Origin of the sequence: Vibrio sp. 14G-20 (assembly GCF_026241515.1) — a bacterium.
GTDB lineage: Bacteria > Pseudomonadota > Gammaproteobacteria > Enterobacterales > Vibrionaceae > Vibrio.
On the sequence record NZ_JAPHPW010000007.1, the window covers coordinates 203,331 to 228,930 of the forward strand.

17 protein-coding genes are annotated in these 25,600 nt (G+C 45.4%); 11 read left to right on the plus strand and 6 right to left on the minus strand.

Annotated elements, in window-relative coordinates; genetic code table 11:
- The first annotated feature begins 139 nt into the window (after nucleotides 1–139).
- From OQJ75_RS08820 to OQJ75_RS08845, 6 genes are all read left to right on the plus strand, one after another.
- Nucleotides 140–1,573: an N-acyl-D-amino-acid deacylase family protein gene (locus OQJ75_RS08820; protein ID WP_265972341.1), complete on the plus strand. Its 1,434-nt coding sequence runs from the start codon at nucleotides 140–142 to the stop codon at nucleotides 1,571–1,573.
- Nucleotides 1,574–1,712: 139 nt separating this feature from the next.
- A complete protein-coding gene (locus OQJ75_RS08825) occupies nucleotides 1,713–2,105 on the plus strand; it encodes a RidA family protein (RefSeq protein WP_004732497.1) in 393 nt (130 codons plus the stop codon).
- A gap of 205 nt (nucleotides 2,106–2,310) precedes the next feature.
- A complete protein-coding gene (locus OQJ75_RS08830) occupies nucleotides 2,311–3,825 on the plus strand; it encodes a sodium:solute symporter family protein (RefSeq protein WP_265972335.1) in 1,515 nt (504 codons plus the stop codon).
- A 92-nt stretch (nucleotides 3,826–3,917) separates the two neighbouring features.
- The gene (locus tag OQJ75_RS08835) at nucleotides 3,918–4,865 is read left to right on the plus strand and encodes a sugar kinase (protein ID WP_265972333.1); all 948 of its coding nucleotides are present in this window, start codon (nucleotides 3,918–3,920) and stop codon (nucleotides 4,863–4,865) included.
- 19 nt (nucleotides 4,866–4,884) lie between these two features.
- Nucleotides 4,885–5,520, plus strand: a complete 636-nt coding sequence (locus OQJ75_RS08840; RefSeq protein WP_065206562.1) for a bifunctional 4-hydroxy-2-oxoglutarate aldolase/2-dehydro-3-deoxy-phosphogluconate aldolase — start codon at nucleotides 4,885–4,887, stop codon at nucleotides 5,518–5,520.
- Between the two features lie 127 nt (nucleotides 5,521–5,647).
- On the plus strand, nucleotides 5,648–8,098 hold the full coding sequence (locus OQJ75_RS08845; RefSeq protein WP_265972331.1) for a family 20 glycosylhydrolase: 2,451 nt from the start codon (nucleotides 5,648–5,650) through the stop codon (nucleotides 8,096–8,098).
- 118 nt (nucleotides 8,099–8,216) lie between these two features.
- Here OQJ75_RS08845 and OQJ75_RS08850 read toward each other — a convergent pair whose 3' ends face one another.
- On the minus strand, nucleotides 8,217–10,280 hold the full coding sequence (locus OQJ75_RS08850) for an ATP-binding protein (RefSeq protein WP_265972329.1): 2,064 nt from the start codon (nucleotides 10,278–10,280) through the stop codon (nucleotides 8,217–8,219).
- A gap of 208 nt (nucleotides 10,281–10,488) precedes the next feature.
- Here OQJ75_RS08850 and OQJ75_RS08855 point away from each other — a divergent pair, with 208 nt between their 5' ends.
- The 4 genes from OQJ75_RS08855 to lhgO all read left to right on the plus strand — a co-directional run bounded on the left by OQJ75_RS08855 (nucleotide 10,489) and on the right by lhgO (nucleotide 16,795).
- The gene (locus tag OQJ75_RS08855; protein WP_265972327.1) at nucleotides 10,489–11,832 is read left to right on the plus strand and encodes a sigma-54-dependent transcriptional regulator; all 1,344 of its coding nucleotides are present in this window, start codon (nucleotides 10,489–10,491) and stop codon (nucleotides 11,830–11,832) included.
- A gap of 318 nt (nucleotides 11,833–12,150) precedes the next feature.
- Entirely contained in the window at nucleotides 12,151–13,164 is a 1,014-nt protein-coding gene (locus OQJ75_RS08860) for a TAXI family TRAP transporter solute-binding subunit (RefSeq protein ID WP_010432072.1), read from the plus strand.
- A gap of 213 nt (nucleotides 13,165–13,377) precedes the next feature.
- Nucleotides 13,378–15,555, plus strand: coding sequence for a TRAP transporter permease (locus tag OQJ75_RS08865; protein ID WP_265972324.1), 2,178 nt, complete (start codon nucleotides 13,378–13,380; stop codon nucleotides 15,553–15,555).
- Nucleotides 15,556–15,580: 25 nt separating this feature from the next.
- The gene (lhgO, locus tag OQJ75_RS08870; RefSeq protein ID WP_265972322.1) at nucleotides 15,581–16,795 is read left to right on the plus strand and encodes an L-2-hydroxyglutarate oxidase; all 1,215 of its coding nucleotides are present in this window, start codon (nucleotides 15,581–15,583) and stop codon (nucleotides 16,793–16,795) included.
- A gap of 188 nt (nucleotides 16,796–16,983) precedes the next feature.
- Here lhgO and OQJ75_RS08875 read toward each other — a convergent pair whose 3' ends face one another.
- From OQJ75_RS08875 to OQJ75_RS08895, 5 genes are all read right to left on the minus strand, one after another.
- Entirely contained in the window at nucleotides 16,984–18,540 is a 1,557-nt protein-coding gene (locus OQJ75_RS08875; RefSeq protein ID WP_265972321.1) for a M28 family metallopeptidase, read from the minus strand.
- Between the two features lie 143 nt (nucleotides 18,541–18,683).
- Nucleotides 18,684–21,038: a M4 family metallopeptidase gene (locus OQJ75_RS08880; RefSeq protein ID WP_265972320.1), complete on the minus strand. Its 2,355-nt coding sequence runs from the start codon at nucleotides 21,036–21,038 to the stop codon at nucleotides 18,684–18,686.
- Nucleotides 21,039–21,597: 559 nt separating this feature from the next.
- The gene (locus tag OQJ75_RS08885) at nucleotides 21,598–21,873 is read right to left on the minus strand and encodes a hypothetical protein (RefSeq protein ID WP_017065177.1); all 276 of its coding nucleotides are present in this window, start codon (nucleotides 21,871–21,873) and stop codon (nucleotides 21,598–21,600) included.
- Between the two features lie 135 nt (nucleotides 21,874–22,008).
- Entirely contained in the window at nucleotides 22,009–23,328 is a 1,320-nt protein-coding gene (locus tag OQJ75_RS08890) for a sensor histidine kinase (protein WP_265972311.1), read from the minus strand.
- 36 nt (nucleotides 23,329–23,364) lie between these two features.
- Nucleotides 23,365–24,069, minus strand: coding sequence for a response regulator (locus OQJ75_RS08895; RefSeq protein WP_102297011.1), 705 nt, complete (start codon nucleotides 24,067–24,069; stop codon nucleotides 23,365–23,367).
- Nucleotides 24,070–24,356: 287 nt separating this feature from the next.
- On the opposite strand from OQJ75_RS08895, the gene OQJ75_RS08900 reads away from it, so the two are divergent.
- Nucleotides 24,357–25,466, plus strand: a complete 1,110-nt coding sequence (locus OQJ75_RS08900; RefSeq protein ID WP_265972308.1) for an alpha/beta hydrolase — start codon at nucleotides 24,357–24,359, stop codon at nucleotides 25,464–25,466.
- Nucleotides 25,467–25,600: the final 134 nt, after the last annotated feature.

A 25,600-nucleotide genomic window follows, 5' to 3' on the forward strand; every position in this document is an offset into this window, starting at 1 on the left:
ATGTTTAAATATATCCATAATCTGTTTTGTGGTAGAAACTATCACACAAATTAAAATATTATGTGTGTTTTGTCACTGAAAATAATCGGCTGAATTTCTAATATAGCTCCATCAACACAGTGGATTGAGAGAGTGAGAAATGTTGTTCGATACGATAATTAAAAATGTAGAGGTGTTTGATGGCACCGGCGAACAATCGTTTTGTGCCGATGTAGCAATCCGAGATGGAAAAATCGCCGAAATTGGCAAAATCGATCATGAAGATTGTAGTCAGTTGGTTGAGGGAGCTGGCTTAGCATTGGCTCCTGGATTCATCGATGTACACACACACGACGATACCAATGTAATTCGTTACCCAGACTGCCTACCTAAGATCAGCCAAGGTGTCACAACCGTGATTGTTGGTAACTGTGGTATCAGCGCATCGCCAACGGTTTTGGCTGGCGATCCTCCTGACCCAATGAATCTGTTAGGCGCACAAGCTGACTTTAAATACCCAACTTTCGCCGCGTATGCACAAGCAGTAGAGCAAGCTCAACCGGCAGTAAACGTCGCAGCGTTAGTTGGCCATACGACATTGCGTAACCAAGTGATGGACGACCTGCAACGCACTGCAAGCGAAGACGAAATCGCAGCCATGCAAACCAACCTTGATTTGGCGATGGCGCAAGGCGCATTAGGTTTGAGCTCGGGTTTGGCTTACGCAAGTGCGAAACAAGCGAATGCCAACGAAGTGATGCAGTTGGCGAAAGTGCTTTCTAGTCACGGCGGTATCTATACCACGCATATGCGTACCGAATTTGAAGAGATCTTAAGCGCGATGGAAGAGGCGTTTGAGACAGGACAATACGCGAAAGTGCCCGTTGTTATCTCTCACCTTAAATGTGCAGGTGCGGGCAACTGGGGCAGAACCGTTGAAGTTCTTGATTTGATGGACAAGGTTTCTGAGCACCAAGATGTGTCTTGTGACTGCTACCCATACTCAGCAAGCTCTTCGACATTAGACTTGAAACAGGTGACAGACGATTTCGACATTTTCATCACTTGGTCTGAAGCAAAACCAGAACACGCAGGCAAAACGCTTAAGCAGATTGCTGATGAAATGAATCTACCGTTGATGGACGCAGCAAAAGCGCTTCAACCAGCGGGCGCGGTTTATCACTGCATGGATGAGAACGACGTAAAGCGCGTATTGAAGTACAAACTGACCATGGTCGGCTCAGACGGTTTACCTAATGACCCGCATCCACACCCAAGATTGTGGGGCACCTTCCCGAAAGTGTTGGGTCACTATTGCCGAGACGAAAAACTGTTCTCGTTGCCAGAAGCGATTCACAAGATGACCGGAATGTCGGCTCAGCGTTACAACTTAGCGGGTCGAGGCGAAGTTCGCTGTGGTGCCTTTGCCGATTTAGTTTTATTTGATCCAAAGAATATTAAAGACACAGCAACATTTGAAAATCCTATTTCAGTTGCTGAAGGAATAGAAAGTGTATTTGTAAATGGTGAGTTAACTTACCAGCAAGGAAAAGTAAGAAATAATCGTTCAGGCGTTTTTATTTACCGAAACTAGAATTTAAATTATTTATTAAATTCAGGTGATTATAAAAACGGCGAATTAATTTAAATATATTGGAATAGAAACTGTTTTATCTATAAAGCCAATGTTATCTATAAACCCAATATGATCTATAAATAAGTGGAGTTAAAAAATGACTATTAAACGTTACGGTGTTGAAGGCGGTACAGGTACAGGCGGACAACATTTACCATTTGCACGTGCAACTGAAGCAGGTGGTTTCCTATACGTTTCTGGCCAGACACCGATGACAGATGGTGAAGTGGTTGAGGGTGGCATTGTTGACCAGTCTCGCCTAGCGATCCAAAACTGTGTCGATATCATGACTGAAGCGGGCTACGGCCTAGAAGACGTAATGCACGTAAAGGTTGTGCTAACGGACTCTCGTTACTTCCAATCTTTTAATAAGGTATTCAAAGAGTTCTTCGGTGCTAACCCACCAGCTCGTATCTGCATGGTTTGCGACTTAGTTGTAGACGTGAAGGTTGAAGTAGATGTGACTTGCTACCGCGCCGATCGCGGATAGTAATAACCTAATCACAATTACCTACTTAGAGAGTATTAGGGGTTAGTCATCCCTGTTATTATCCTTTAATACTCTCACCCTACATTTATAAAAATTACTTTAATTAAAAAAGATAAAATCAATAAAGTAATTATATGAAATATAAAATGAATGAATCATAAATAAAGTTCAAGAATGAACTCAATATTTCACTGAGAGGTGTCAAATGAACAGCACACTTTTTCTTACAGGCTTCGGCGTGTACGTATGTTTTTTAATTTGGTTAGGCTGGTTTGTCTCGCGTAATCAAAAATCTGGCGAAGATTTCTTATTAGGTGGCCGTGGCCTACCTATGTTCTTAGTACTTGGTACAACAGTAGCGACGATGGTCGGTACGGGTTCAAGTATGGGTGCGGTTGGCTTCGGCTACGCAAATGGCTGGGCAGGTGCTCTGTACGGCATTGGTGGTGCGATAGGCATCCTATTACTTGCACTTTGGTTTGCTCCGGTTCGTAAACTGAACTTCATGACCATGAGTGAAGAGCTGGCTTACTATGTTGGCGCTAACCGCATCGTGAAAAACGTTGTAGGTGTACTGATCTTTGTCGCTTCAATTGGTTGGTTAGGCGCTCACATTCTGGGTGGTGGCATGTACTTAGCGTGGATTGCAGACATCGATCTCAACCTAGCGAAAATCATTATTGCTGCAGCATTTACTATTTACGTGGTGATCGGTGGTTACACTGCGGTTGTGTGGACCGATACCATTCAAGCGATCATTCTTTTTGCTGGCTTCATCTTGATGGCAGTAATGTCAGTTGATTACATCGGCGGCATGGATAACCTTTACGCTGCGATGGACCCTGCTGCTACGAGCTTTTTAGCAATCGATAAACTGGGTCTTCTGCCTGCTGTTTCTCTGGCTGTGGTTATTGGTGTGGGTGTTCTTGCGACGCCTTCATTCCGTCAACGTATCTACTCGGGTAAAGACGTATCAACCGTTCGTCGCTCATTTGTTGCATCGGGTGTGTTGTACCTTTTCTTCTCAATCATCCCTGCAATCATTGGTATGGCAGCACATGCCATTGACCCATCATTGGATAACGCGAACTACTCGTTCCCTTATGTTGCTGCAACGGTTCTTCCGGTTGGCGTTGGCATGATTGTTCTTATCGCGGGTCTTTCTGCAACCATGTCGAGCGCAAGTTCAGATGCGATAGCAGGTGTTTCTATCCTACTTCGTGATGTTTACGTGATGTTCACTGGCCGCGTACCAAATAAAGAGTCAATGGTGAACTATTCTCGCTTGGCACTGATTGTGGTGATTGGTTTTGCACTGCTGTTCGCATTAACGTCAAACGACATCATTGGCTACATCACGAAAATGATTTCAACCGTAATGTCGGGCATGTTTGTGTGCGGTATGTTGGGTCGATTCTGGAAACGTTACAACTGGCAGGGTGCGCTTGCTACGCTAGCGGGTGCATCTGTAGCTTCATTCGTAGTAATGCTAAACGCTGACTACACAGCCTTCTGGGGTAACCCTGTAATTCCTTCTTGTCTGTTTGCTCTAACGGCAGGTGTAGTTGTGAGTCTATGTACTCCGGCTAACCAAGTAACACCTGAAATGGCAAAAGCGATTCTTGATGATGAGCGTGCTCTGATGGAGATGGAAATGTCTGAGACTGGCGTACTTGAAGAAGAGGCGGCACCTCAACGTCCTGTAAATCAAACAAGCTAAACCTAGTCTTCACAACTGGTTTGCTTAATTCAGGCCCTGCTTAACGGTAGGGCCTTTTCTAAAGTCAATTATCTCTATTTTTAGGATCGGCTATGCCTGCATCTTCTAACTTCAATATTGCTTTCTTTGGTGAGTGCATGGTCGAAATCAGCGGCTCTCCATTAACCAAAAAATTCGGCGGTGACACGCTCAATACCGCGCTTTACCTTTCTCGCTTAACCCAACATCAAAACCTCTCAGTGCACTACGCGACAGGTCTTGGCAGTGATGAACTGTCTCAAAATATGATTGATAGCTGGCAGTTAGAAGGTATTCAAACCAATTTCGTTGAACGCATCGCGAACAAGCTTCCTGGACTCTACATGGTCGAAACCGACGAGACTGGCGAGCGACACTTTCATTACTGGCGCAACGACGCAGCAGTAAAATCTTACTTCCATGCTAATGACTTGAATAAGCTTGAAATCGCCCTGACCGAGAAACAAGTCGATGCGGTTTACATCAGCGGTATCAGTATCGCGATTTTGGATGATGCCTCTCGCGAGCATCTATTCAAAGCCATTAGCGTGTTCTCAAACCAAGGCGGCAAGGTGATTTTTGATAACAACTATCGCCCGCAACTTTGGAGCACCGAGCAAGCTCAACATTGGTACGCCAAGTTACTGCCGCTGGTGGACATCGCCTTGATTACTGAAGACGACGATCTGCTGGTTTGGGGTAACTCAGAGAGCGTTCAACAACGCTGCCTGCGTTTGGGTTGCCAAGAGATCGTCATCAAACGTGGCTGTGAACCATGCAAGATTGTTCAAGTTGAACAGGGCAACATTGTTGAGAGTTATGTCTCAGCGACTCGTGTTTCTAACGTGGTCGACACCTGCGCGGCGGGCGATTCATTCGCCGCGGGTTATTTAGCTGCGCGTCTTACTGGCGAGAGCGCCACCGACGCAGCCGAACTTGGCCACCAACTGGCTTCCATCGTTATTCAATACTCTGGCGCAATCATCCCCGTGAGCGCTATGAGCCAACTGATTAAAAAATAAAATAAAAAGCGGAATTATTATGTCTCAAGAAATGATCAACAAACTTAAGCAATTCAAAGTTATTCCTGTTATCCAAATCAACAAGGTTGAACACGCGATTCCACTGGCAAAAGTGTTGGTAGAAAACGGCCTGCCAGTGGCTGAAGTCACATTCCGTACTGAAGCGGCAGCAGACGCGATTCGTGCGATGCGCGATGCGTACCCAGAGATGTGTATCGGTGCTGGCACAGTATTAACGCTAGCGCAGATCGACCTTGCGAAAGAGTCGGGCAGCGAATTCATCGTAGCTCCGGGCCTGAACCCAAACACCGTAAAACGTTGCCAAGAAATCGGTATGCCAATCGTTCCGGGCGTAAACAACCCAAGCCAAGTAGAGCAAGCGTTAGAGCTTGGCCTTAACTTCTTGAAGTTCTTCCCGGCAGAAGCGTCTGGCGGCATCAACATGGTGAAGTCTCTGTTAGCGCCATATGTTGATGTGTCTTTAATGCCAACGGGCGGTATCGGTAAACACAACGTGAATGACTACTTAGCAGTGGATCGCGTGGTGTGCTGTGGTGGTACTTGGATGGTGTCGCCAAAGATGATCGAGAACGAGCAATGGGATGAGATTGCAGTATTGGTTCGTGAAGCGGTCGCTCTTGTTAACGAGCAATAAGCTTTTGAACTAGCGATAACAACCTTTCGAATGAGAGATAACGAGCAATAGCAGTGGCTGATGGTTCTGTTTTGTGAATCGCCTCCGAGAAACAAAACAGAACCATATTTATATAGGAAAACTAATAATGAAAAAAACTATATTATCCCTATTGATTTCAGGTTCAGTAGTGTCCCCAATGGCGTTAGCAATGGCTCCAAATACCGATCTAAATTTAATGCCGTACCCACAAACGGTCGAGCTGAAAGCTGGGCAAGTTAAGGTCGACGGTAACTTCAAGGTTTACATCAAAGGCTTTAATTCTGATCGCGTTGAATACACGGCGAAACGCTTTATTGATCGCCTTGAGCGTCAGACGGGTGTGCCGATTCTAAATTGGCAGGTTGGTAGTGCAGACGAAGCGAACCTGATCATTGATATCGACGCGGCGCCAAAGTCTGAAGTACAGAACATCGACTCTGTAGAGTCCTACAAAATTACCACTCAGGGTGAACAAATCACGCTGAGTTCTCCAAGCCCATATGGCGTTATCCACGGCATCGAAACCCTTTTACAGCTCGTTGAAACCACAGCGACTGGCTACCATATTCCTGCTGTCACGATTGTCGATGAGCCTCGTTTCCGCTGGCGTGGTGTTTCTTACGACACGTCACGTCACTTTATTGAATTCGATGTACTTATTCGTCAGTTAGATGCGATGGCGTCGGCGAAGATGAACGTATTCCATTGGCACTTCTGGGACGACCAAGGCATTCGCATTCAAACTGAATCTTGGCCGCGCCTGTGGTCTGAGACTGCTGATGGTAATTACTACACCAAAGACCAAGTTCGCTACCTAGTTGAATACGCGCGTAACCTCGGTATTCGTGTGATTCCAGAGGTGTCTCTTCCGGGTCACTCTTCTGCGGTTGCTCATGCATACCCGCGTTTGATGTCTGGCGGTGAAGGGCAAAACTATGAGCAAGAAAGAGGCTGGGGCGTGTTTGAACCGCTCATGGATCCACTGAACCCAGAAGTCTATGAGATGCTAGGTGATGTGTTTGACGAAGTGACCGAGCTGTTCCCAGATGAGTACTTCCACATTGGCGGCGATGAGCCGAATTATGCGCAGTGGAAAAACAGCGAAAAGCATCAACAGTTTATTGAAGAGAACAATATCGATGGCGAGCGTGGTTTGCAGTCTTACCTCAATGTAAAAGTTGAGAAGATGCTCGAAGAGCGCGGTAAGAAGATGACCGGTTGGGATGAGATTTGGCATAAAGATCTGCCGACTTCAATCGTGATTCAAAGCTGGCAAGGGCACGACAGTATCGGTCGAGCGGCAAAAGAGGGTTACCCAGGCATCCTGTCTACCGGTTACTACCTAGATCAACCTCAGCCGACTAGCTACCACTATCGCAATGACCCAATGCCAAGTGGCATTACTGTTGATGATAAGTTGCACAGTGGCGAAAAGTTCGTCACGTATCAATGGGAGAAGCCACGTTCAAAAGGCGGCCCACGTAAGGGAACACTGACTATCATTGAAGCGAAAGACGGCACTTTCCGCGCATTCAGTGATTACAATGGCAAGTCTCGTGAAGAGATTTACATCCTTGATTATGTGCCGGGTAAAACCTTTGTTGGTCACTTCGATAACTTCATGTCGTACACCGAGTTCAACCTAAACTTGAATCAAAAGGGTTTTGCCGAAGGCAGTTACCAATTGGTCGGTAATGTGCGTTGGCCAACTACAGGTGAAGTGATTGCGAGCAGTGATGTTGAAGGCAGCGTGATTCCTGAACCAAATGGTGGTTACCCTGCAGAATTAACGGATAAAGAAAAAGAGCTTATCTTGGGCGGCGAGATCACCATGTGGCTAGAAAATAAAGATAGCCTCACAGTCGAAAACTACCTATGGCCACGCAGCTATGCGATTGCAGAGCGCTTCTGGTCAGATGCGGAATTGACGGACGAACGCAGCATGTACAAGCGCATGAAAGCGATGGATACATGGTCTGAAGTGTCGGTTGGGCTGCGTCACCATGCGGATGCTGACATGTTGTTGAAGCGTATTGCAAAAGGCCAAGATATCCACGACCTACGCGTGCTTGCCAAGTACACCGAGCCAGCACAGTACTACGCGCGCAACTGGGAGAAGTGGAATTCTACTGAACCTAAGGGCACTTTATACAGCCAATACGAGCGCTTAAACCGCTTTGTTGATGCGCTATCAGTGGAAAGCTACGCCGTGTATGAGATGCAAGATTTGGTCAACGAAGTCGCGACGGGTAATCAACAAGCGCTTGAGCAACTTGCAGAGCATTATCAGCAAGCGAAAGCGTCTGCACTCGCAGCTAAAACTGTCTTCGCTGGCAATGTGTCCTCAGTAGAAACTGTGATTGTCGCCGAGAAAACCGCGGAAGTCGCAGACTTGGCGTTAACCTTGATTGCTAAAGCACAAGCGGGTGAAAAAGTTCGAGCATCAGACGCGAACGCCTATCAAGCGATACTGTCTGAATCAGCGAAGATCTACGACGAATCGATCATCGCGATTGTTCGCCCGACAGAGCTCTTGTTGAAACAGTTAGCTGAGTAAGCCGTTACGGATTAGCGAATAAGTCACACGCCAATAAGTGAATCAAAACCGCCCTCTGTGGGCGGTTTTTTAGTTCTAGCGAATCAATAGACTGTGACGTTAAGCTCTTTGTGAGTGATTACTCACTATCGATGTTCTGCAGTGTTAACGTAAATGTCATGCCTTGGTCTGAGTTGTTCTTCGCTATTAAGGTACCTTGCATATCACGCACGTTGTTTGCCGTGATAGCCAGCCCGAGCCCCAAGCCTTCGCCCATCTTTTTGTTGGTATGGAAGGGTTCAAAAATGGTTTCGAGTTGATCTTCAGACACACCACAACCGTTATCTTGAACCTTGATGACCACGCGTTGTTGATCGGTATGTGCGCTGATAACAATGGTCGCGGGTGTTTGATTCTGCGTAGCGTCCACAGCATTTCTGATTAGGTTGCCAAGCACTTGACGAAGTCGCGCCTCTTCTCCCATCACCATCGAAATATTAGAAGCAACACGCACGCGAATATCGATGTTGTCTAATTCGGCTTGGTGAATTCGTAGCGTTTCTTGCAGTGCGTCAGTCAGTGAAACTGGATAGGGCTTCTCAAGTCTTTTAAATGCGAACGACTTCAATTGACTGGTCATGTTGGCCATTCTGTCGATGAGGCTCATCACTAAGTCCATGTTCGCTTTCAACATCTTGGTCTCGCCTCTTTCCATCAGTAGTTGATTACTTGAAAGCAGGGTTTTTAGACCAGTAAGCGGTTGATTAAGCTCATGAGTGATCGCACTCGACATCCGCCCTAGTGCGGCAAGTTTGCTTGATTCAACCAGTTCTTGTTGTGCGTCTTTCAGGTCTTGTGTTCGCTCTTCTACACGTAGTTGAAGCGTTTTATTAGCGTTTTGCACTGCAATTTCTGCTTTTTTGCGCTTACTAATATCGATCACGGTACACAGATAATAAGTGGTCGCATGCCAAGGAAAGGCACTTATAGAAAACAGTACCGGAAAGTAGCTACCATCGCTGCGCCTTGCCATGGTTTCGACGCTGGTTATTTCGGCCAGTTCTTGGTGTTGCTCTAGGTTCTGAAGCAATTGCAAGGTGGTTGAATTTGGATTGCCTGCCTCAAATAACTGCCAAGCTTTGATGTTACTGATCATTGAATCGGATAGTGAGAAGTAGTTCTTGGCCATGAGGTTAATATCATGGATATGACCATGTTTGTCGATCAGCACTAGCCCAACGTGCGTTTTATTGATCATCCCAGACAGACGCTTTTCCGACTCTTCGATGAGTTTTTGTATTCGTAAATTACTGAGCTTTTTCTGACGTCTTTGATAAAGAATAACCAGCAACAGCAGAATGAAAAGACAGCCCACCGCCACACTCCAACTTATCCAACTTGTGGTTTGGTTTAGGTTGGTTAACGGCGTTAGGTAGGTTAAGCGCCAATTCAGGTCGTCTAACTTTATGGATTGAATAAGGTAATCTTTATCTTTCAGTCGCCATACTCGAATGTGGGTTTGATCATATAGCTCATGCTTTGTAGCGAGCGGTTGTGAAGTGAAATTTTCATTGAACCAATCTGCATTCAATCGGTGATCACTCGATAGAAAAAACTGATCGCGAGGGTTTTGAAACAAGATGGCTTCACCATCGGCAAACCATTGGTCGATCAGTAATGATAAATCAATTTGTACTGCAACAATGCCTACCACATCGGATGCTCGATAAACGGGTGCAGCAATAAAATAATCGGGTGTGACGCCTTTATTTTTGGTTACTAGGGAGATCGCACCGCCTTGCTGGTGGATCTTGGACACAATAGTGTTGGCGCTTTTTTTACTGAGTTTGTTCCTTTCTACGCTAGAAACAAGCAAATCACCGTTTGCGGAAAGTAGATACCATCCTTTGGTGTTAGCCGCTTTGTCTAACTGAATGAGCTGTTTTTTAATGTGTTTTTGGAGGCGAATGTCACCATCGATAAAACGCACGCTGGTTTCATCGTTCGTCACGAGATAAGGCAAATAGTAAAAACGTTTGAGCGTGCGTCTTGCTTCGGCAATGTATCCAAGGAAGCGCTGTTCTGCGTAACGCTGAGCTTGTTCTAGCTTCCATTGGCTTATGCCACTTTTGGTGGTTACCTGAACTAAACCAATCAATAAACAGGCAAACAGGAACAACCAATATCGATTTTTGTTAACCATTCTTGATTAAATCCTTTTTAAATTATTGAGTTGAAAAGCTGCGTTTTATTACCATATGGAAGGTTGAATCTGGAACAAATTGAAGCTAGCAAACATTATAAAACTGTTAAAGGAGTGTTATTCAAAGTGGGAGCTAGCTCCTTTTAGTCTGCGGCTTTTTTACATACCGTGGTCGATATTATTTAGGTGTAAGCGATGGGAAGAGATCATGCAACGTATTGCTTTGATTGAAGATGACGCAATTGTGCGTCAAGCAACCAGCCAATGGTTGCAGTTGGCAGGCTTCGATGTCACCGCATTTGAGGTTGGACAAGACGCGTTAGATGCGGTCGTGGAAGGTGATTTTCAGACCATCATTAGCGATGTGCGCTTACCTGATATTGATGGTGTTGAACTGTTAAGTCGCTTTAAAGATTTGGTGCCAGAAGTACCTGTTATCTTGATCACCGGACATGGTGATGTCGATATGGCCGTTAAGGCATTACAGCAAGGCGCGTATGATTTTATAGAGAAGCCGTTCGATCCAGAGCGTTTGTCTCAAACGGTATCGGAAGCGGTAGATAAACATCAAAGTGGTCAAGATAGGATAAATCGTCAAAGCTATTTGGATAACCTGAAGGGCATTGAACAAGTTCTGATTGGCCGCAGCAGAGTGATGTGTGCATTACGAGAACAAATACAAAAGGTCGCTTCAATTGATACCAATGTGATCATTTATGGTGAAACTGGCTGTGGGAAAGAGCTCGTTGCCTCTTGTTTACATAAATTTAGTCAGCGTAAACCTCATCCTTTTGTGCCACTAAACTGTGGTGCGATTCCAGAGAATCTATTTGAAAGCGAGCTGTTTGGTCATGAAGTCGGGGCATTTACTGGTGCTGCTAAACGACGCATTGGTAAGCTTGAATTTGCCGACAAAGGTACGGTCTTTCTTGACGAAATAGAAAGTATGCCGTTGTCGATGCAAGTCAAAGTGCTACGTACTTTACAAGACAATGTTGTTGAGCGTGTCGGTGGTAATCAACAGCAACATGTTGATTTAAGAATAGTTTCAGCTTCGAAATGCGACCTTTTAAATCATCCGGACTTTCGCCAAGATCTTTTCTATCGTTTGAACGTTGCTCAACTGCATTTACCTCCCCTTAGTGAACGAGAAGACGATGCTCTTATCCTTTTTGAACACTTCACTCAAGATGCGAACAGCGAAACCCGAGCGGCCAGTGAAGCCGATCGCTATGCCTTGTTGTCGTATGCATGGCCGGGCAATGTGCGTGAACTGCGTAATGTTGCGATTCGTTTTGCGCTGGATGAAAGCCTGACCGTTGGTGATATTTTGGCGTGTCGTCCTAATTCTGTCACAGAGTCCACAACGGCAGGCATCCCGTTGGCGGTTCAAGTGCAGAGCTTTGAACGGAAAGTGATTCATGATGCGCTAGTGCGTTATCAGGGACGCATCAATGATGTTATGCAAGACTTGGATTTACCTCGTCGAACATTGAACCAAAAGATGGTGCGTTATGGGTTGAATCGAAGTGACTACGTCGATTCTCAATGATCGGTTTGACAGTCGTGTTTATTGGATATTGATGAGCAATAAATGGCTCATCGTATATTCATCACTTTATAAACATTGATCACATAAATATAACATGATGTGACCTGACCACCTTTAAGGGGATGTTAACTGCGGCTTTGGATAAGCAAAAAATAGCTTACTCATTAGTAGTGAAATAAGCAGAAAATGGCTTACTTTAGGTGGCTTTTAAAATAAATTATAATAAAAACAGTAGTTTAAAAATTGGCATTGTGCTTGCTATCTAGTGATTGTTGTTAACAAAAATATAACCTGAATAACCCTACATGGAGAGTAACAATGAAATACAACAAGCTAGTTAAAACTTTAGCGATAGCAATGGCTTCTCTTGGCCTTATCAGTAATGCGTCAGCTGAAGAAGATCGCAGCTATATTTTAGCGACGGCCTCAACGGGTGGTACTTACTATCCGGTAGGTGTGGCCTTAGCGACATTGAGTAAAGTTAAGCTTGCGCCTAAGCAGCACTTTTCTTTAGCGGCTATCAGCTCTGCGGGCTCGGGTGAGAACGTAAAGTTGTTGAACGAGAACGAAGCTCAGTTCGCTATTCTACAAGGTTTGTATGGTGCTTGGGCTTGGCAGGGTTTAGGGCCATATGAGAAATCTGGCAGACAAACTCAACTGCGTTCAGTTTCCATGTTATGGCAAAACGTAGAACACTTTATTGTGCGTTCAGATCTAGCAAAAACAGGTACGGTAAGCGATCTAGAGAACCTAAACGGTAAGAAATTCTCTATCGGTAAGAAGAACTCTGGGACTGAAAACTCAGGTCGTCAAATCATGCAAGGCTTATCCGTGGACCCAGAACAATTTAAACTCGCCTTTATGGGTTACGGTGGCAGTGCGAGCGCATTACAAAATGGCACAATTGATGGTATGAACACGCCTGCTGGTGTTCCTGTTGGTGCGGTGACGCAAGCCTTTGCAGCACTGGGTGAAGATATTCAAATCTTGTCGTTTACCGATGCACAAATCAAACAAGCGAATGGTGATTACAATATTTGGACCAAGTATGAGATCCCAGCAAACACTTATCCAGGTGTCGATAAACCAATTACTACGATTGCCCAACCTAACTTCCTAGCGGTTCGTGAAGACATTTCTGAAGAAGATGTGTATCAACTGACCAAAGCTATCTATGAAAACCTACCTTTCCTACAAGGTATCCACAAAGCAACCAAAGCAATGGCACTTGAGAAAGGGATCGCAGGCCTTCCTGTTCCGCTTCACCCAGGTGCTGCTCGTTACTATAAAGAAGTGGGTATAGAAATCCCTTCTGAGTTGATCGTCGACTAACCCTTTGTCTTCGATTAGCCATTTATCTTTAACTCGCTATTTGGCGTGAACTGAATATTCGCGTTAATTAATTGCTTGGTGCGTTTTCATCTGTTTCGGCTACTTTGTCTGATTTGACCGTCTCCGACTCGTTCGATTATTTGAAGTGAAAACGCACCACCTTACTTTATGGATTTTCTCTGCGCGTTTGGCTGTGGAGAGCAGGAGTTTTCTATGAGCGATTCGCTGCAGCAGGAACTGAAAAAATTTGAATTACCGACCCGGACGGATTTCCCGTGGGTGGGTAAAGCTATAACAACAATGGGCGTGATTCTCTCTTTATTACACATTTGGTTTAACACCTTATCTACCTTACCGGAACTTTGGGTTTCGGCGACCCATTTTGCTGGCTTCGCGATTATATGCGCGCTTTGGTATCCCGCCCACATTTCACTTAAAAATAGCAAAATCGCCTTAGCCGTTGATATCGGTATTGCCCTCGCTGCTCTGGCTTGTCTTATCTATATTCCCTTTGCGGAAGACGCTCTTTATGAGCGAGGCGTGAAGTTCATCGCCAGTGATTGGTTTTTCTCTATCTTGGCGATTGCCATCGTCATTGAGCTGATTAGACGCACTATGGGCTGGTTCATTCCAGTGCTTATCTTAGTGTGCTTAAGTTATGTAGTGCTTTGGGGACAATGGACCAGCGGTATTTTTCATTTTCCGGGTTTAAGCCTTGAGACGTTACTTTATCGAAGCTTTTACTCATCAGAAGGGATGTTTGGTTCGATCTCAAGAATCAGTTGGACCTTCGTGTTCATGTTCATCTTATTTGGCGCATTTTTAGTTCGATCTGGTGTCGGCGACTACATTATTGATGTATCCCGTGCCGCGGCGGGTAAAGTGATTGGTGGCCCTGGTTTCATTGCCGTTATTGGCTCCGGCTTGATGGGCTCTGTCTCCGGATCGAGTGTAGCAAACACAGTATCAACGGGCGTGATCAGTATTCCCTTGATGCAAAAGGCAGGTTTCCCTTCGCGTTTCGCGGCAGGTGTTGAAGCGGCTGCATCTACTGGCGGGCAGCTGATGCCACCTGTGATGGGTGCGGGTGCGTTCATCATGGCGTCTTATACGCAAATTCCTTATGTCGATATTATTGCGGTTTCCTTTGTTCCTGCGCTTATCTACTTTTTGTCTGTGGCCTTTTTCGTGCGTATTGAAGCGAAGCGTAGTGGTGTACAAAAGGTGACCTCTGGCTGTGAACCTTTGTTAAAGGTATTGCTGTCGGGTTGGCACAACCTGATCCCATTGGCCGTGTTAGTGACTTTGCTCGTTCAAGGCTTTACGCCGACTTACGCTGCGGGTATTTCGATTCTTTCTGTGGTGGTGGCATCATGGTTCTCTAAAAATCACAAAATGGGACCGAAAGCGATCATTGAAGCGTTGTCTCAAGGCGCAAAAAACATGGCGACAACGGCTGTGTTATTAGTTGGTATTGGTCTAGTTGTTAATGTCATTAGCACTACGGGAATTGGTAACACCTTCTCTTTGATGATCAACAGCTGGGCGAATGGCGAGTTACTGGTGATGATTGCGTTGATCGCACTGGCGTCTTTGATTCTGGGTATGGGGTTACCAGTAACGGCGGCTTATATTGTGTTGGGAACATTGTCTGCTCCTGCCTTGTATAAATTGATTGCTGAAAGTCAGCTGCTCGACTTGTTGGTGTCAGGGCAGCTTCCTGAGCAAGCTAAAGCCATCTTTATGTTGGCTGCGCCAGATAAGCTTGATCTATTGAACGCACCGATGGCGTTGGAAACGGCGAAAGAGATGATTGCGTTGGTTCCTGCTGATTTTGTGGAAACTCTGCTTGAACAGAGCCTTGGCTTAGAAGCAATCAGCCTCGTACTGCTTTCGGCTCACTTAATTATTTTCTGGTTATCGCAAGACAGCAACGTGACTCCGCCTGTTTGTTTAACTGCATTTGCGGCTGCAACCATTGCTAAAACCCCCCCGATGAGAACAGGCTTAATGGCATGGAAGATCGCCAAAGGCTTGTATTTAGTACCATTGTTGATTGCCTACACTAACTTGGTAAGTTGGGATGTGACCTCCGTTTTAGTCACGGGTGGCTTTGCTGTTATTGGTACTTACGCGTTTATCGCGGCGATTGAAGGTTATCTAGAGAGCGAAGTTAATATTATTACTCGAGTAGTGTTGGTTGCGGTAGGTATAGCTCTAGTATGGCCTGATGTTTCAGTCGTGATCCGTTTGGTATGTGTTGCCATTTTTGTTGGTATCTTTATCTACAGCGGTCGTAAATACGATGCAAATCAAGTGAAAAAGGAATCAGAAAGTGAGGAAAAAAAGTTACCTCAAACCGGATCTAACACTGTCGCGTCTTCCCTATAATTAAAGGATTGAATGTAGGAATATTATGAACTCAACATACGACTATATTATCGTTGGTGGTGGCATTGTTGGTGTGTCGACGGCATGGCAATTACAGCAAGCTCACCCTGATAAAAGTATCCTTTTAGTCGAAAAGGAGCGTGGCTTCGCGCAGCACCAAACTGACCATAACAGTGGTGTGATTCACGCTGGCGTTTACTACGCTCCAGGCAGTTTAAAGGCCGATTTTTGTAAGCGTGGCGTAGAGCGAACTATCGCCTTTTGCAGCCAACACGATATCCCTGTCGAAAACTGCGGTAAGTTGTTGGTCGCGACCAATGAGCAGGAAGTCGAGCGCATGAACGCGCTCTATCAACGTTGTCATGATAACGACATTGATGTCGATTTGTTGGACCAAGCGCAATTGAAACTTGCCGAGCCTAACATCACGGGCTTGGGCGCGATTTATGTCAAAACCACCAGTATCGTCGACTACAAAAAAGTGACCGAAGTAATGGCTCAAGAGTTTGTTGAGGCGGGTGGCAAGCTCAGTCTCGGCACAGAAGTGATCATGGCGGATGAGCAAGAAGATGAAGTGCAGTTAACGTGCAAAGTAGATGGTCAAACTCTACAACTGAACAGCCGATTCTTGATCACTTGTTCTGGTTTGATGGCCGACAGAATGACCAGCATGCTTGGCATTGAAACCGACTTTCAAATCGTCCCTTATCGCGGTGAGTATTATCAGTTGGACGCGAAACACAACCAGGTGGTGAATCACCTTATCTATCCGATCCCTGACCCAGAACTGCCTTTCTTGGGTGTGCACTTAACACGTATGATCGATGGCTCGGTAACGGTAGGGCCAAATGCAGTTCAAGGTTGGAAGCGAGAAGGTTATGGCAAGCTGAACTTTAGTTTTAAGGACACTTGGCAGATGCTGAGATTTGCGGGCTTTTGGAAAGTGACTGCGAATAATCTGAAAACCGGTTTGGTCGAGCTTAAGAACTCGTGGTGGAAGCCGGGCTATCTAAAATTGGTCAACAAATATTGCCCGAGCATTACGGTGTCAGATTTCAAACCTTACCCAGCAGGCATTCGTGCCCAAGCGGTACTCAAAGATGGCACCTTGGTTCATGATTTTCTGTTTGCTGAAAGCCCAAGAAGCTTGCACGTGTGCAATGCACCATCGCCGGCAGCGACTTCGGCAATGCCGATTGGTGAGTATATTTGTGGCAAGGTGATGAAAAAAACGTCTTAACTGTGAATTGAATTGAATTGAATTGAATTGAACTAATGGCTTGTTTGTTCGAACAGGGCTGTTCATAGCAAGTGAAGAACGTAGACAATAAAAAATCCGCAAGCTCCAATCTATTTATGATCGTGGGCTTGCGGATTTTTAGTTTTAGCCATGTTTACTCGGTTTAACTGTTAGTCAATTAACTAATCTTACAGCCAATCAGGCACGAAGTTAGCGACAATGGTGACATCGTTAAAGTTACGGTAGCCGCGCACCATGATGTTGAATTCTCCCGCTGGCTTGTTCAATACACACTGTTCGTTGCTGCTGTTCTGGTATGGACGGCAATCGTAGTTCGCTTTGGATACGGTGCCGTTGTGTTTCACGTATAGGTCGGCATCGCCACTACGAGGGCCTGTTAATGCTACCGTTAACTGACCTGCACTTTGAGTCGTAAATGTGAAGAATTGCTCTTCACCATATCCTGCAGTAAGTCCTTCAATAGGGACGTCGTTTTGCAGCTCTTTAGGGCCTGCAACAGGCGAATCAAGACTGGTTTCTACAAGGTAAGCAATCGCCAGTTTAGCGAACTTGGTCGCGTGTGTCGCCGTAGGATCGGAGTTCTCAAGCGTGTCGTGCTCAGTGTGAATGCTTGGGTTGTAGTCGTTGAACATACTCTCGAATGGCATGGCAGCTGGGTAGCCAACATTGTGCCAAGAGGCGTGGTCAGAACAGGCATAGCCGCAATCATCGAAACCGTAACTGATGTCGCTAGCGTAAGTGTCGATCAGCTCGCTCAAGTAGGCGGTTAAGTTACTGTCGGTATAGTCTGTGATGAAGGTGATATCGTGTGCTGAACCGTTGTAGTTGGTCATGTCTAATTGCAGTACCGACACGACGTTTGCTTGCTCGTCTCGTAATGCGTTGGCGACATCTTGTGAACCGCGCAGCCCCACTTCTTCTGCAGCATAGCCATAGAACTTGATGGTTTTGTCTGGTTGAATGCCACTGGCGATCATCAGACGAAGCGACTCAGTTACGGTCGCAATACCAGAGGCATCATCATCGGCCCCCGGTGAGATGGTGCCTTCGCTTGTCCAAGATCCAACAGTCGAATCAAGGTGTCCGCCAACAACGACGATTTCTTCAGGATATTTAGCGCCGAGTAGCGTCACTTCAACGGATTTTTGTGGATATTCGGCATGCGTGATCTGGCGTGCAGATGCGTACGGTACATCTTTAATCTCGGTTTCCCAACGCTCTAAAAGCCAATCTGAAGCAGCGACACCAGTAGAAGTAGTATAAAAACGGTTGGTGAAGTTGGTTAGATTTTCAATGGTCGTGACCATGTTGTTCGGCTCGACCTGAGCGAGTAGATCGTTCACTGTGTCTTGATGGCTGATCACCGGCTTTTCGAAGGTGTTCATTGTCAGTGGCATCGCTGCGGCTTTGAGTGCACTTGCTTTATCTTCGTGCACCATGTAGCCACCACAACGGTGGGTTTCTTCATGCATGTGGCTGGATAGTTTCGCCAGCTCTTTCTGGTTGATTTTCGCGACGATGGAATGCTTGTTTCCGGTCATGCTTGGATAAACTGTTGCGCCATGTTGAGTCATTATATGCTGTGCGTCAGCATCGGTGGTGATCCAAACTTCTTCGTTCGCTGGTGGTGTGATACCTAGGGATGCGTAAGCCGAAGTACTGTTGATTAAGGCTAAAGAACCTCCGAGTACAGCCAAAGCTAGCATGCTTTTTTGAATAGCCATTTGTCGTCCTTTTTATGGTGAGTATTGTTGTGTTGATTGGTGTGAATTTTGTTTAGTGCGTGGATGTTTTTGTGTCGATGTTTCATTTTCTAAACAGATAACCGCGAAAAGGGCCCCTTTCGGAGCCCTGAATTTGCTATTGATTACTGTGCTTTAATGAAACGGTAGTGCTTGGTTTCTGAACAGATATTGCTTGAGGTACACACTTGGTACTCAACATCTACTGTGCCGTTGTGACGGAACTTGTCGACGTATGAGTTGAAGTCTGTAGCACCAACATTTTTGCCATTACGTTTAATCACGAAGTAGTCGTTAGTGTCGTAATCCCATGCCAGCTTAACGCGAGCCTTGCCGTTCGGGTTTTTGTTACCAAACTTCAGTTTTAGTGGGAAGCCTTCCGCTGAATCACCTTCAATTGTGATCGACTTGCTTGTTGATGTCGCAACACCTGCATCGTCAGTCACTGTTAGCGTAACCACGTAGTCGCCAGCTTCAGCATAGGTATAACGAGTCACTTCACCTGTTTGCGTGTTGCCATCGCCTAGGTTCCATTGGTAAGAAACGATCTGACCGTCGCTATCCGAACTTGTGCTGCGCAGCTCTACTTCTTTGCCGACAATCGTGTGCTCGAAAGAAGAAACTGGCGGTACGTTAGCATTGCCTGATTCGTACGATGCTTTCAGATTTGCACCTGCGTAATCTGAGTAACCCAGAATGTTCACCGTGTAGCGACCAGCTGTTGGGTTTTCAATCACACATACTTCATCGGTTACGCTTTCACTCTTACAGATATTCTCTTGAGAGCTTGGTGCATAATCTAGACCGACATACATATCCGGGTCACCAGTAGACACAGCAAGATCAATCGTCAGCTTGTCTTGGCCTTCTGGTACTTCGATATCGAAGTACGTTTTTGAGCCGGTTTCACCAGCAACCGCAGCTTCAACACCGTTTTCAAGGCGTTGATATTCCGGTTCTGGCGGCAGTGGTGGCTCTGCACATGGGGTAACACCTACGAGAGCGAACGCAGAAACAACGTCATCGGCATTGTAGCCAAGGTCGGTTGCTGAGTTTTTCACACCACAAGCACCTTGCCAAAAATCACTGTTTTCAGACCAGTAGATTTGATTGGATAGTACGAAAAGCTCGAATGCTTTTTTGGTATCCCAACCTTGCGTGGTTGCAAGATGATAGAAGGCCTTGTTGAACACCCCTGAGCTGTAGTGCACATTCAAGCCATCGTAGTATTCAGATGCGTTGTTGATTGAAGAACCATCTCGTGATGGATCGTCCATGTAACGCAACGCCCCGTCGCCTTTAAAGATATTACGGCCGACCATCCAGTCGTTGGTGCCTTTCATGTAGTATTCTGCCGCTTCACCTGCCATATCAGAAAACGCTTCGTTCATACCGCCGGATTGGTTCGCGTAAACCAAACCTGAGTTTTGCTCAGTGAAACCGTGGCTCACTTCGTGCGCTGACACATCTAGGCTAACAAGTGGATAGAAGAAGCTTTCACCATCGCCAAAGGTCATTGCCTTGCCGTCCCAAAATGCATTCTCGTAGTTGTTACCGTAGTGAACACGCATCATGAGTTTGAAAGAGAGTGGCGCTGTGTCGAACCAGTTCTTATACATGTCGAACACGATGTTACCGAAGTAGTGTGCATCGTTGAGTGGAGAGAAGGCTCCATTCACTTCTTTGTGTTCGTTACGAGGACATTCATAGCTGTAAGTGGTGTCGCCGTCTGTTGCACCATTTAGGTCAACGGTGACAACATTTTCCGATTCCATTACACACTCTGTGCCATTTTCTACCACATCAAGGTAGTGGTAGTCGGTACCGTACTCGTACATGCCTGTTTTTTCATTACCACCAGGGCCTGTACCGATCTGTGCGTGAGCAATACCTTCCCAACGGTCGATAACTTCGCCGGTGTGCGCGTCTAGCATGGTGAATGGTCGAGTCGGCTGTTCACTGCCTTCAACGAGATAAGAGACCACGTAGACTAGGCGTGTTTTGTCATGTCCTTGTTTTCCTGAACCTTGATAAATAAACAGTTCATGTTGGACGTTGTCTAAAGATTTGCTGGTTAAGCCCTGAACCTTGAGATCTTTACTCGCAAGCTCAACTGCTTGAGAGCTGTTGATCGATGGCTTAACAAAAGGTCGCTCTAGGGTCGTCGTTTTAAGGTAGTTGCCTTGAACAGACTTAAGTGCGCCACCTTGTACACTTTGGGTGGCATTTAGGTAATGTCCCCAGACTGGTGTTCCCCAGATGTTCTGTTGGATCTTAACTTTGTAGATGCCACGCTTTTTGAGGTTAACTTCCTTTACCATCTTAAAGCTAGAGGCGTTACTGACACCTAACTGAGTGTTCAACCCAGAAAAGCTAGTAAAGTTGATCGGTTGATCGATGTTAACGGATGCACTTGCATGTACTGATAAAGACATCGCACTCGCTATAGCAACGGCAACTAAACGCTTTTTCATTTTCATTGTTATTTTCTCTTTCCATGTAAAATCCATGAAAACGTAACAAAATTATCACAACGAATTTACATCATTCGGTCTGATTAATTAGTAGCATGGCAATGATCTCTTTTATTCATGAAACTTATATTTTTCGTATTTACAGATAGTTATCGTTTCTGTTTATTTTTGAACGCACTCATAGGTTTTATTTATAAAATCATGACACTTTTATTAAGTGTTATTTTTTTATGGAAATTAAGATTTCTGGGTAAATTGATCTGTGCCTCAATTAACGGATTTTGGGCTGATAGAAGGATCAACGATTTGGGCGTGTCAGTTTAAGCGGAAGGTAATTAAGCGAATTTAAGGGCAATTTTGATAAGAAATTGACGGTTTTAGGCTTATTTTTCGAATGGTTACTTATAAGAGGGCAGGGTAATTAGGTATTTCTTTGGCACAGAGCACAAAACAAGCAGTATGAAAAAGCCAGCGACGGATGGTCACTGGCTTAGATTGTTTCAGTTTGTACTAGCTAGCGTTTAAAGGTACGTAAGCTTTAGCAAGCTGCTGTTTTTTTAAAGAATTATTGCTTCTTACCGCCAACCTGAACGTAGTCGATACCGATAATACGGTTGATGATACCTAGCACAGAGCTTGTATCAGAGTTTGTTGAACGAATAGTATCAACCGTTGCACCTTCAGGTACTAATTCCATTGCACGATCTTGTGTGTTACCAGGAACTTGGAAACCGACGATGTTGAAGCTCTCAGCGTGCGCTGTGTAAACTTCTTCGTTGTGGCTGATACCTGAACAACCTGCTAGAGAAACAATGCCTAAAACAACTAATAACTTTTTCATAAAAATACCTTAAGAATGATTGGAATCGAGATGGCAAGCCAAAAAGGCAGTGTCATGATTATCTAGACTCATAAGTTCATTGGGAGACAGCATCCCCCGACCGATGTTGAACATTATTCCAGAGGTGTTTTGTCGTTACTGTATGGGTTTGTCAGCTGAACCATTACATAGCTGAATGGTTATGGTGAATACCGCACCCTTTAAGGCTTGGCTCTGACCAACTTCCACGGTTGCGTTGTGTTGAGCACAGATCTTCTCGACGATAGACAGCCCTAAACCATGGCCGCTCTTGGCTTTGTTACGCGCTTTGTCGCCAACGTAAAACGGTTCAAACAGGCGAGCCTGATGTTCTTGAGCCACACCATCACCGTCATCATGTACCGCAATCTGTAGTTGTTCTTGATGCACGCTGGCTTCAATCAACACTTGAGAGCGTGCAAATTTCATGGCGTTACGTACAAGGTTATCTAGGGCGCGGTTCAGCAGTATTTCATCCGCCAGTATTGAGCTAGGCTGCTCTGGCAGTGATAGATCGATGTTGAGCTGAGTATCTTTGTTCCAACGCGTCATCGCGTGGTCGAGAAGGTCTTTTATCTCCAATGGTTGTTGTAGATTTTCGAGGTCACAGCTATCCAGTTTGGCGTAGCACAATAGCTCATCGACCATCTTTTCCATCTCTTCGGTATCTTCGACAATACTTTCTACAGTCTCTTGCTGAGCTTCGTTGAGTGGCGTGTCTTTGAGCATTTCAGCTTGCCATTGGATACGGAATATCGGCGTGCGCAGTTCATGAGCGACCGCATTAGTGAGTGAGCGATTACTCTCAATCAAGCGGTGAATTCGGTCGGCCATTAGGTTGAAAGACTTGTTCAATGAGCCGATTGCAATGCCGCTTGAGGTCTCGGCTCGCGAGGAGAGATCGCCTTCTGCAAAGGCTAGAGTCGCCGATTCAAGCTTCTTAACTCGGCGGAAGATGATAAATAGGTGGCATACGCCGTATAAGATAAAGCTTGCTAGGAAGAACAACCAAATGAGGTCATCTTCTAATTCTATCTTTTGTCTAACGAACGCTTCACTGTTGGGGAGATAATGATAGGTATTGTCACTGCTTGCTAAGCGAAACCATAGATCACGTTCATCATCGTGAAAGATAAAGGTATTTGGGTTGGTCGAGAAGAACTCTGAAACAGGGCTTGGTATTTCATCTTTTGGATTGAACGTAATCAGTTTATTTCGAGTGGTTTCGACAAACTGATTCATGGCTTGTTGAGCCGCTTCAAGACCCTGATTTTTTGCGATGTTTTCTATGAGTTGCTGGTGGGCTGTGGCTTCATAATCTTGCAGAACATATTCGTAGTCAGTATTGAGCTGATAGACACAGATTTCGTAAGCGACAATGCCGCTCATGAAGCAAACTAACAGCCCTAATAGGGACTCCAAAAAGATACGTCGCATAATCGCTCTCTTTCATTACGCTCGTACTGAGCGAAGTTAATGCCAGGCGGTTGAAACAAACAAGTAGCCTTTACCGCGAATGGTCTGAATTTTCTCTGCTGGTGTGTGGTCGTCGCCCAGTATCTTTCTTAGACGCACGACTTTGTTATCTATTGTGCGGTCTATTCCGTCGTACTCAATGCCGCGCAATGTTTGCGTCAAGTAGTCACGAGATAACGGCGTATCTGGGTTGCTTGCCAATAACCAAAGTAGGTCAAATTCACTGTCAGTGAGTGATAAAACGGCACCTGAAAGTTCACACTTCTTATAGGTGTTTTTCAGAACGAGTTGATCAAACTGAAGGTTGTCTGAGTCATCGACTGAAGCCGTCTTGGCGTCTTGGCGGCGTAATAGCGAACGAACTCTGGCCAGCAGAACTCTTGGTTTGATTGGCTTGGTGACATAGTCATCAGCCCCTGTCTCTAAACCAGCGACGTGATCAAAGTCGTCATCGCTAGCGGTGAGCATCAAGATTTTACCTTTATAGTGCGTACGCGTCTGTCGGCAGATTGTAAGTCCATCAGTTACAGGAAGCATCAAATCCAGCAATACGATGTCAGGTTGCTCCGCGAGGATGGTCTGTGCGGCATCACTGCCATCGTCCAATACCGTGACATCAAAATCTTGCGCGACAAAGTAGTCCTGCAACATTTTCTGAAGTTTCAAATCGTCTTCCACGATGATCATTTTAGGTTTTGTCATTCCATTATCAGCCTTGTCGTGCGTTTCACTTATTGAGATTAGGTGAGCGAGTCTTCGTCGTGATGAACCATTACGATTGTACGCTGTTGCATATAAGTTCACATGCTTCGCCAAATACCTAAAGCGAATGATTAAACACTTTATAAGTTAGTTCAATGATGAATTGGCATTTATAGGAAAATAAAAAACATTGTTCAAATAGGTTCGACATTCTCATACATTCCCACGACAGATAAATTAAGCGATAAACAATAGAATTTTCCCATCAAACATTTTGGGAATGACGCATGAATAACTATAGAAAAACGTTACTGGCACTGCCTTTGATTATTTTAGCTGGCTGTAACTCAAGTTCTAACTCAGGTTCAAGTTCTGGTAACGCAACGACTAAAGCACAAGTGAAACCTAAGGCGGATTACGTATTTTCGTCAGTGAAATTAGGCAAGTTGTATCAAGAACGAGAAGAGCTTCAAGAGTCAATGAAACTGACTTATGACGGTGTACAGTATGACAAAATCCAATTTGCTGAAGACATTAGTGAGAAGCAAAAAGTAGTTAGGCTTGCGAGCCGTTTAGGTCAAAGTGTTGACCTGTATTTTCCTGATGCAGGGTTTGATAGCTGCGGTATCTACACAGAGAGCAAGGGTTTGGATGTGTTTGATTGCGACGCGGCGCTACGCTCTGTTTCTAATGAGACCACGTTAATCCAAACAAAAACGAACAGTGCAAAAGCCGTTGAGCTTGAATACCAAAATGAGTTGTCGCAATACGTGACGAGCCTGGGTTCTACGATCCTGAGTAAAACCAAAAATGGTAATAAGGTCACCATCACCACTTCATTTGCTTTCAATGCCTTTTACCGCGATGTGCTCAAAGAGACTGGTGCTGTTGAGCGAATTCAATCGACTTTGGGTGCATCCACCTATTCTCAGCTTTTTGATATCGTAAAGTTGTACCCGGGAAGTGAGATGACGTTGAAATTCACCAATCATATCGGTGGCAGCGCTGATGACGAGATCAACATGTACACCGGACGCATGATCCACCACAACAAGATGACGACAATCGTCACTGCTACGGGGTCGGTGTTCTCGGGCGGCACGGATCTGTTCGCTGCCGGTAACCCACGAGTTTTGCAACGCGCTGATACCACCAAAGCTATTGAGCTGAATAAGCAGGTGGGTGTGCATAGCTGGGCTGAGGGGGATAAAACGGCTAAAGAGTTCCCATACACCAATGAGAGTCATCGCCAACAAGCGACCTATTTTAAAAAGGTGATGGGAGACAAAGGAATAGACTTCTACATCTTCACTTTAGATTCTGCCCCCGCTTCCGGTGAGCATTGGATGACGAAAGCCGACTCTGATAAGTATGGTTTTATTACCCGTATTGAGTAAGCCAAGTTAGCTTAGTCGCTTTATATTCACAGCTCCGCAAAGGTTGAATAAGAGGCTGGTAATGGTTTAGCCATTATCAGCCTTAATTATATGGTCCGCCTCACTCTCAAGCCATTAAGCTTAGAGTAGGCTCT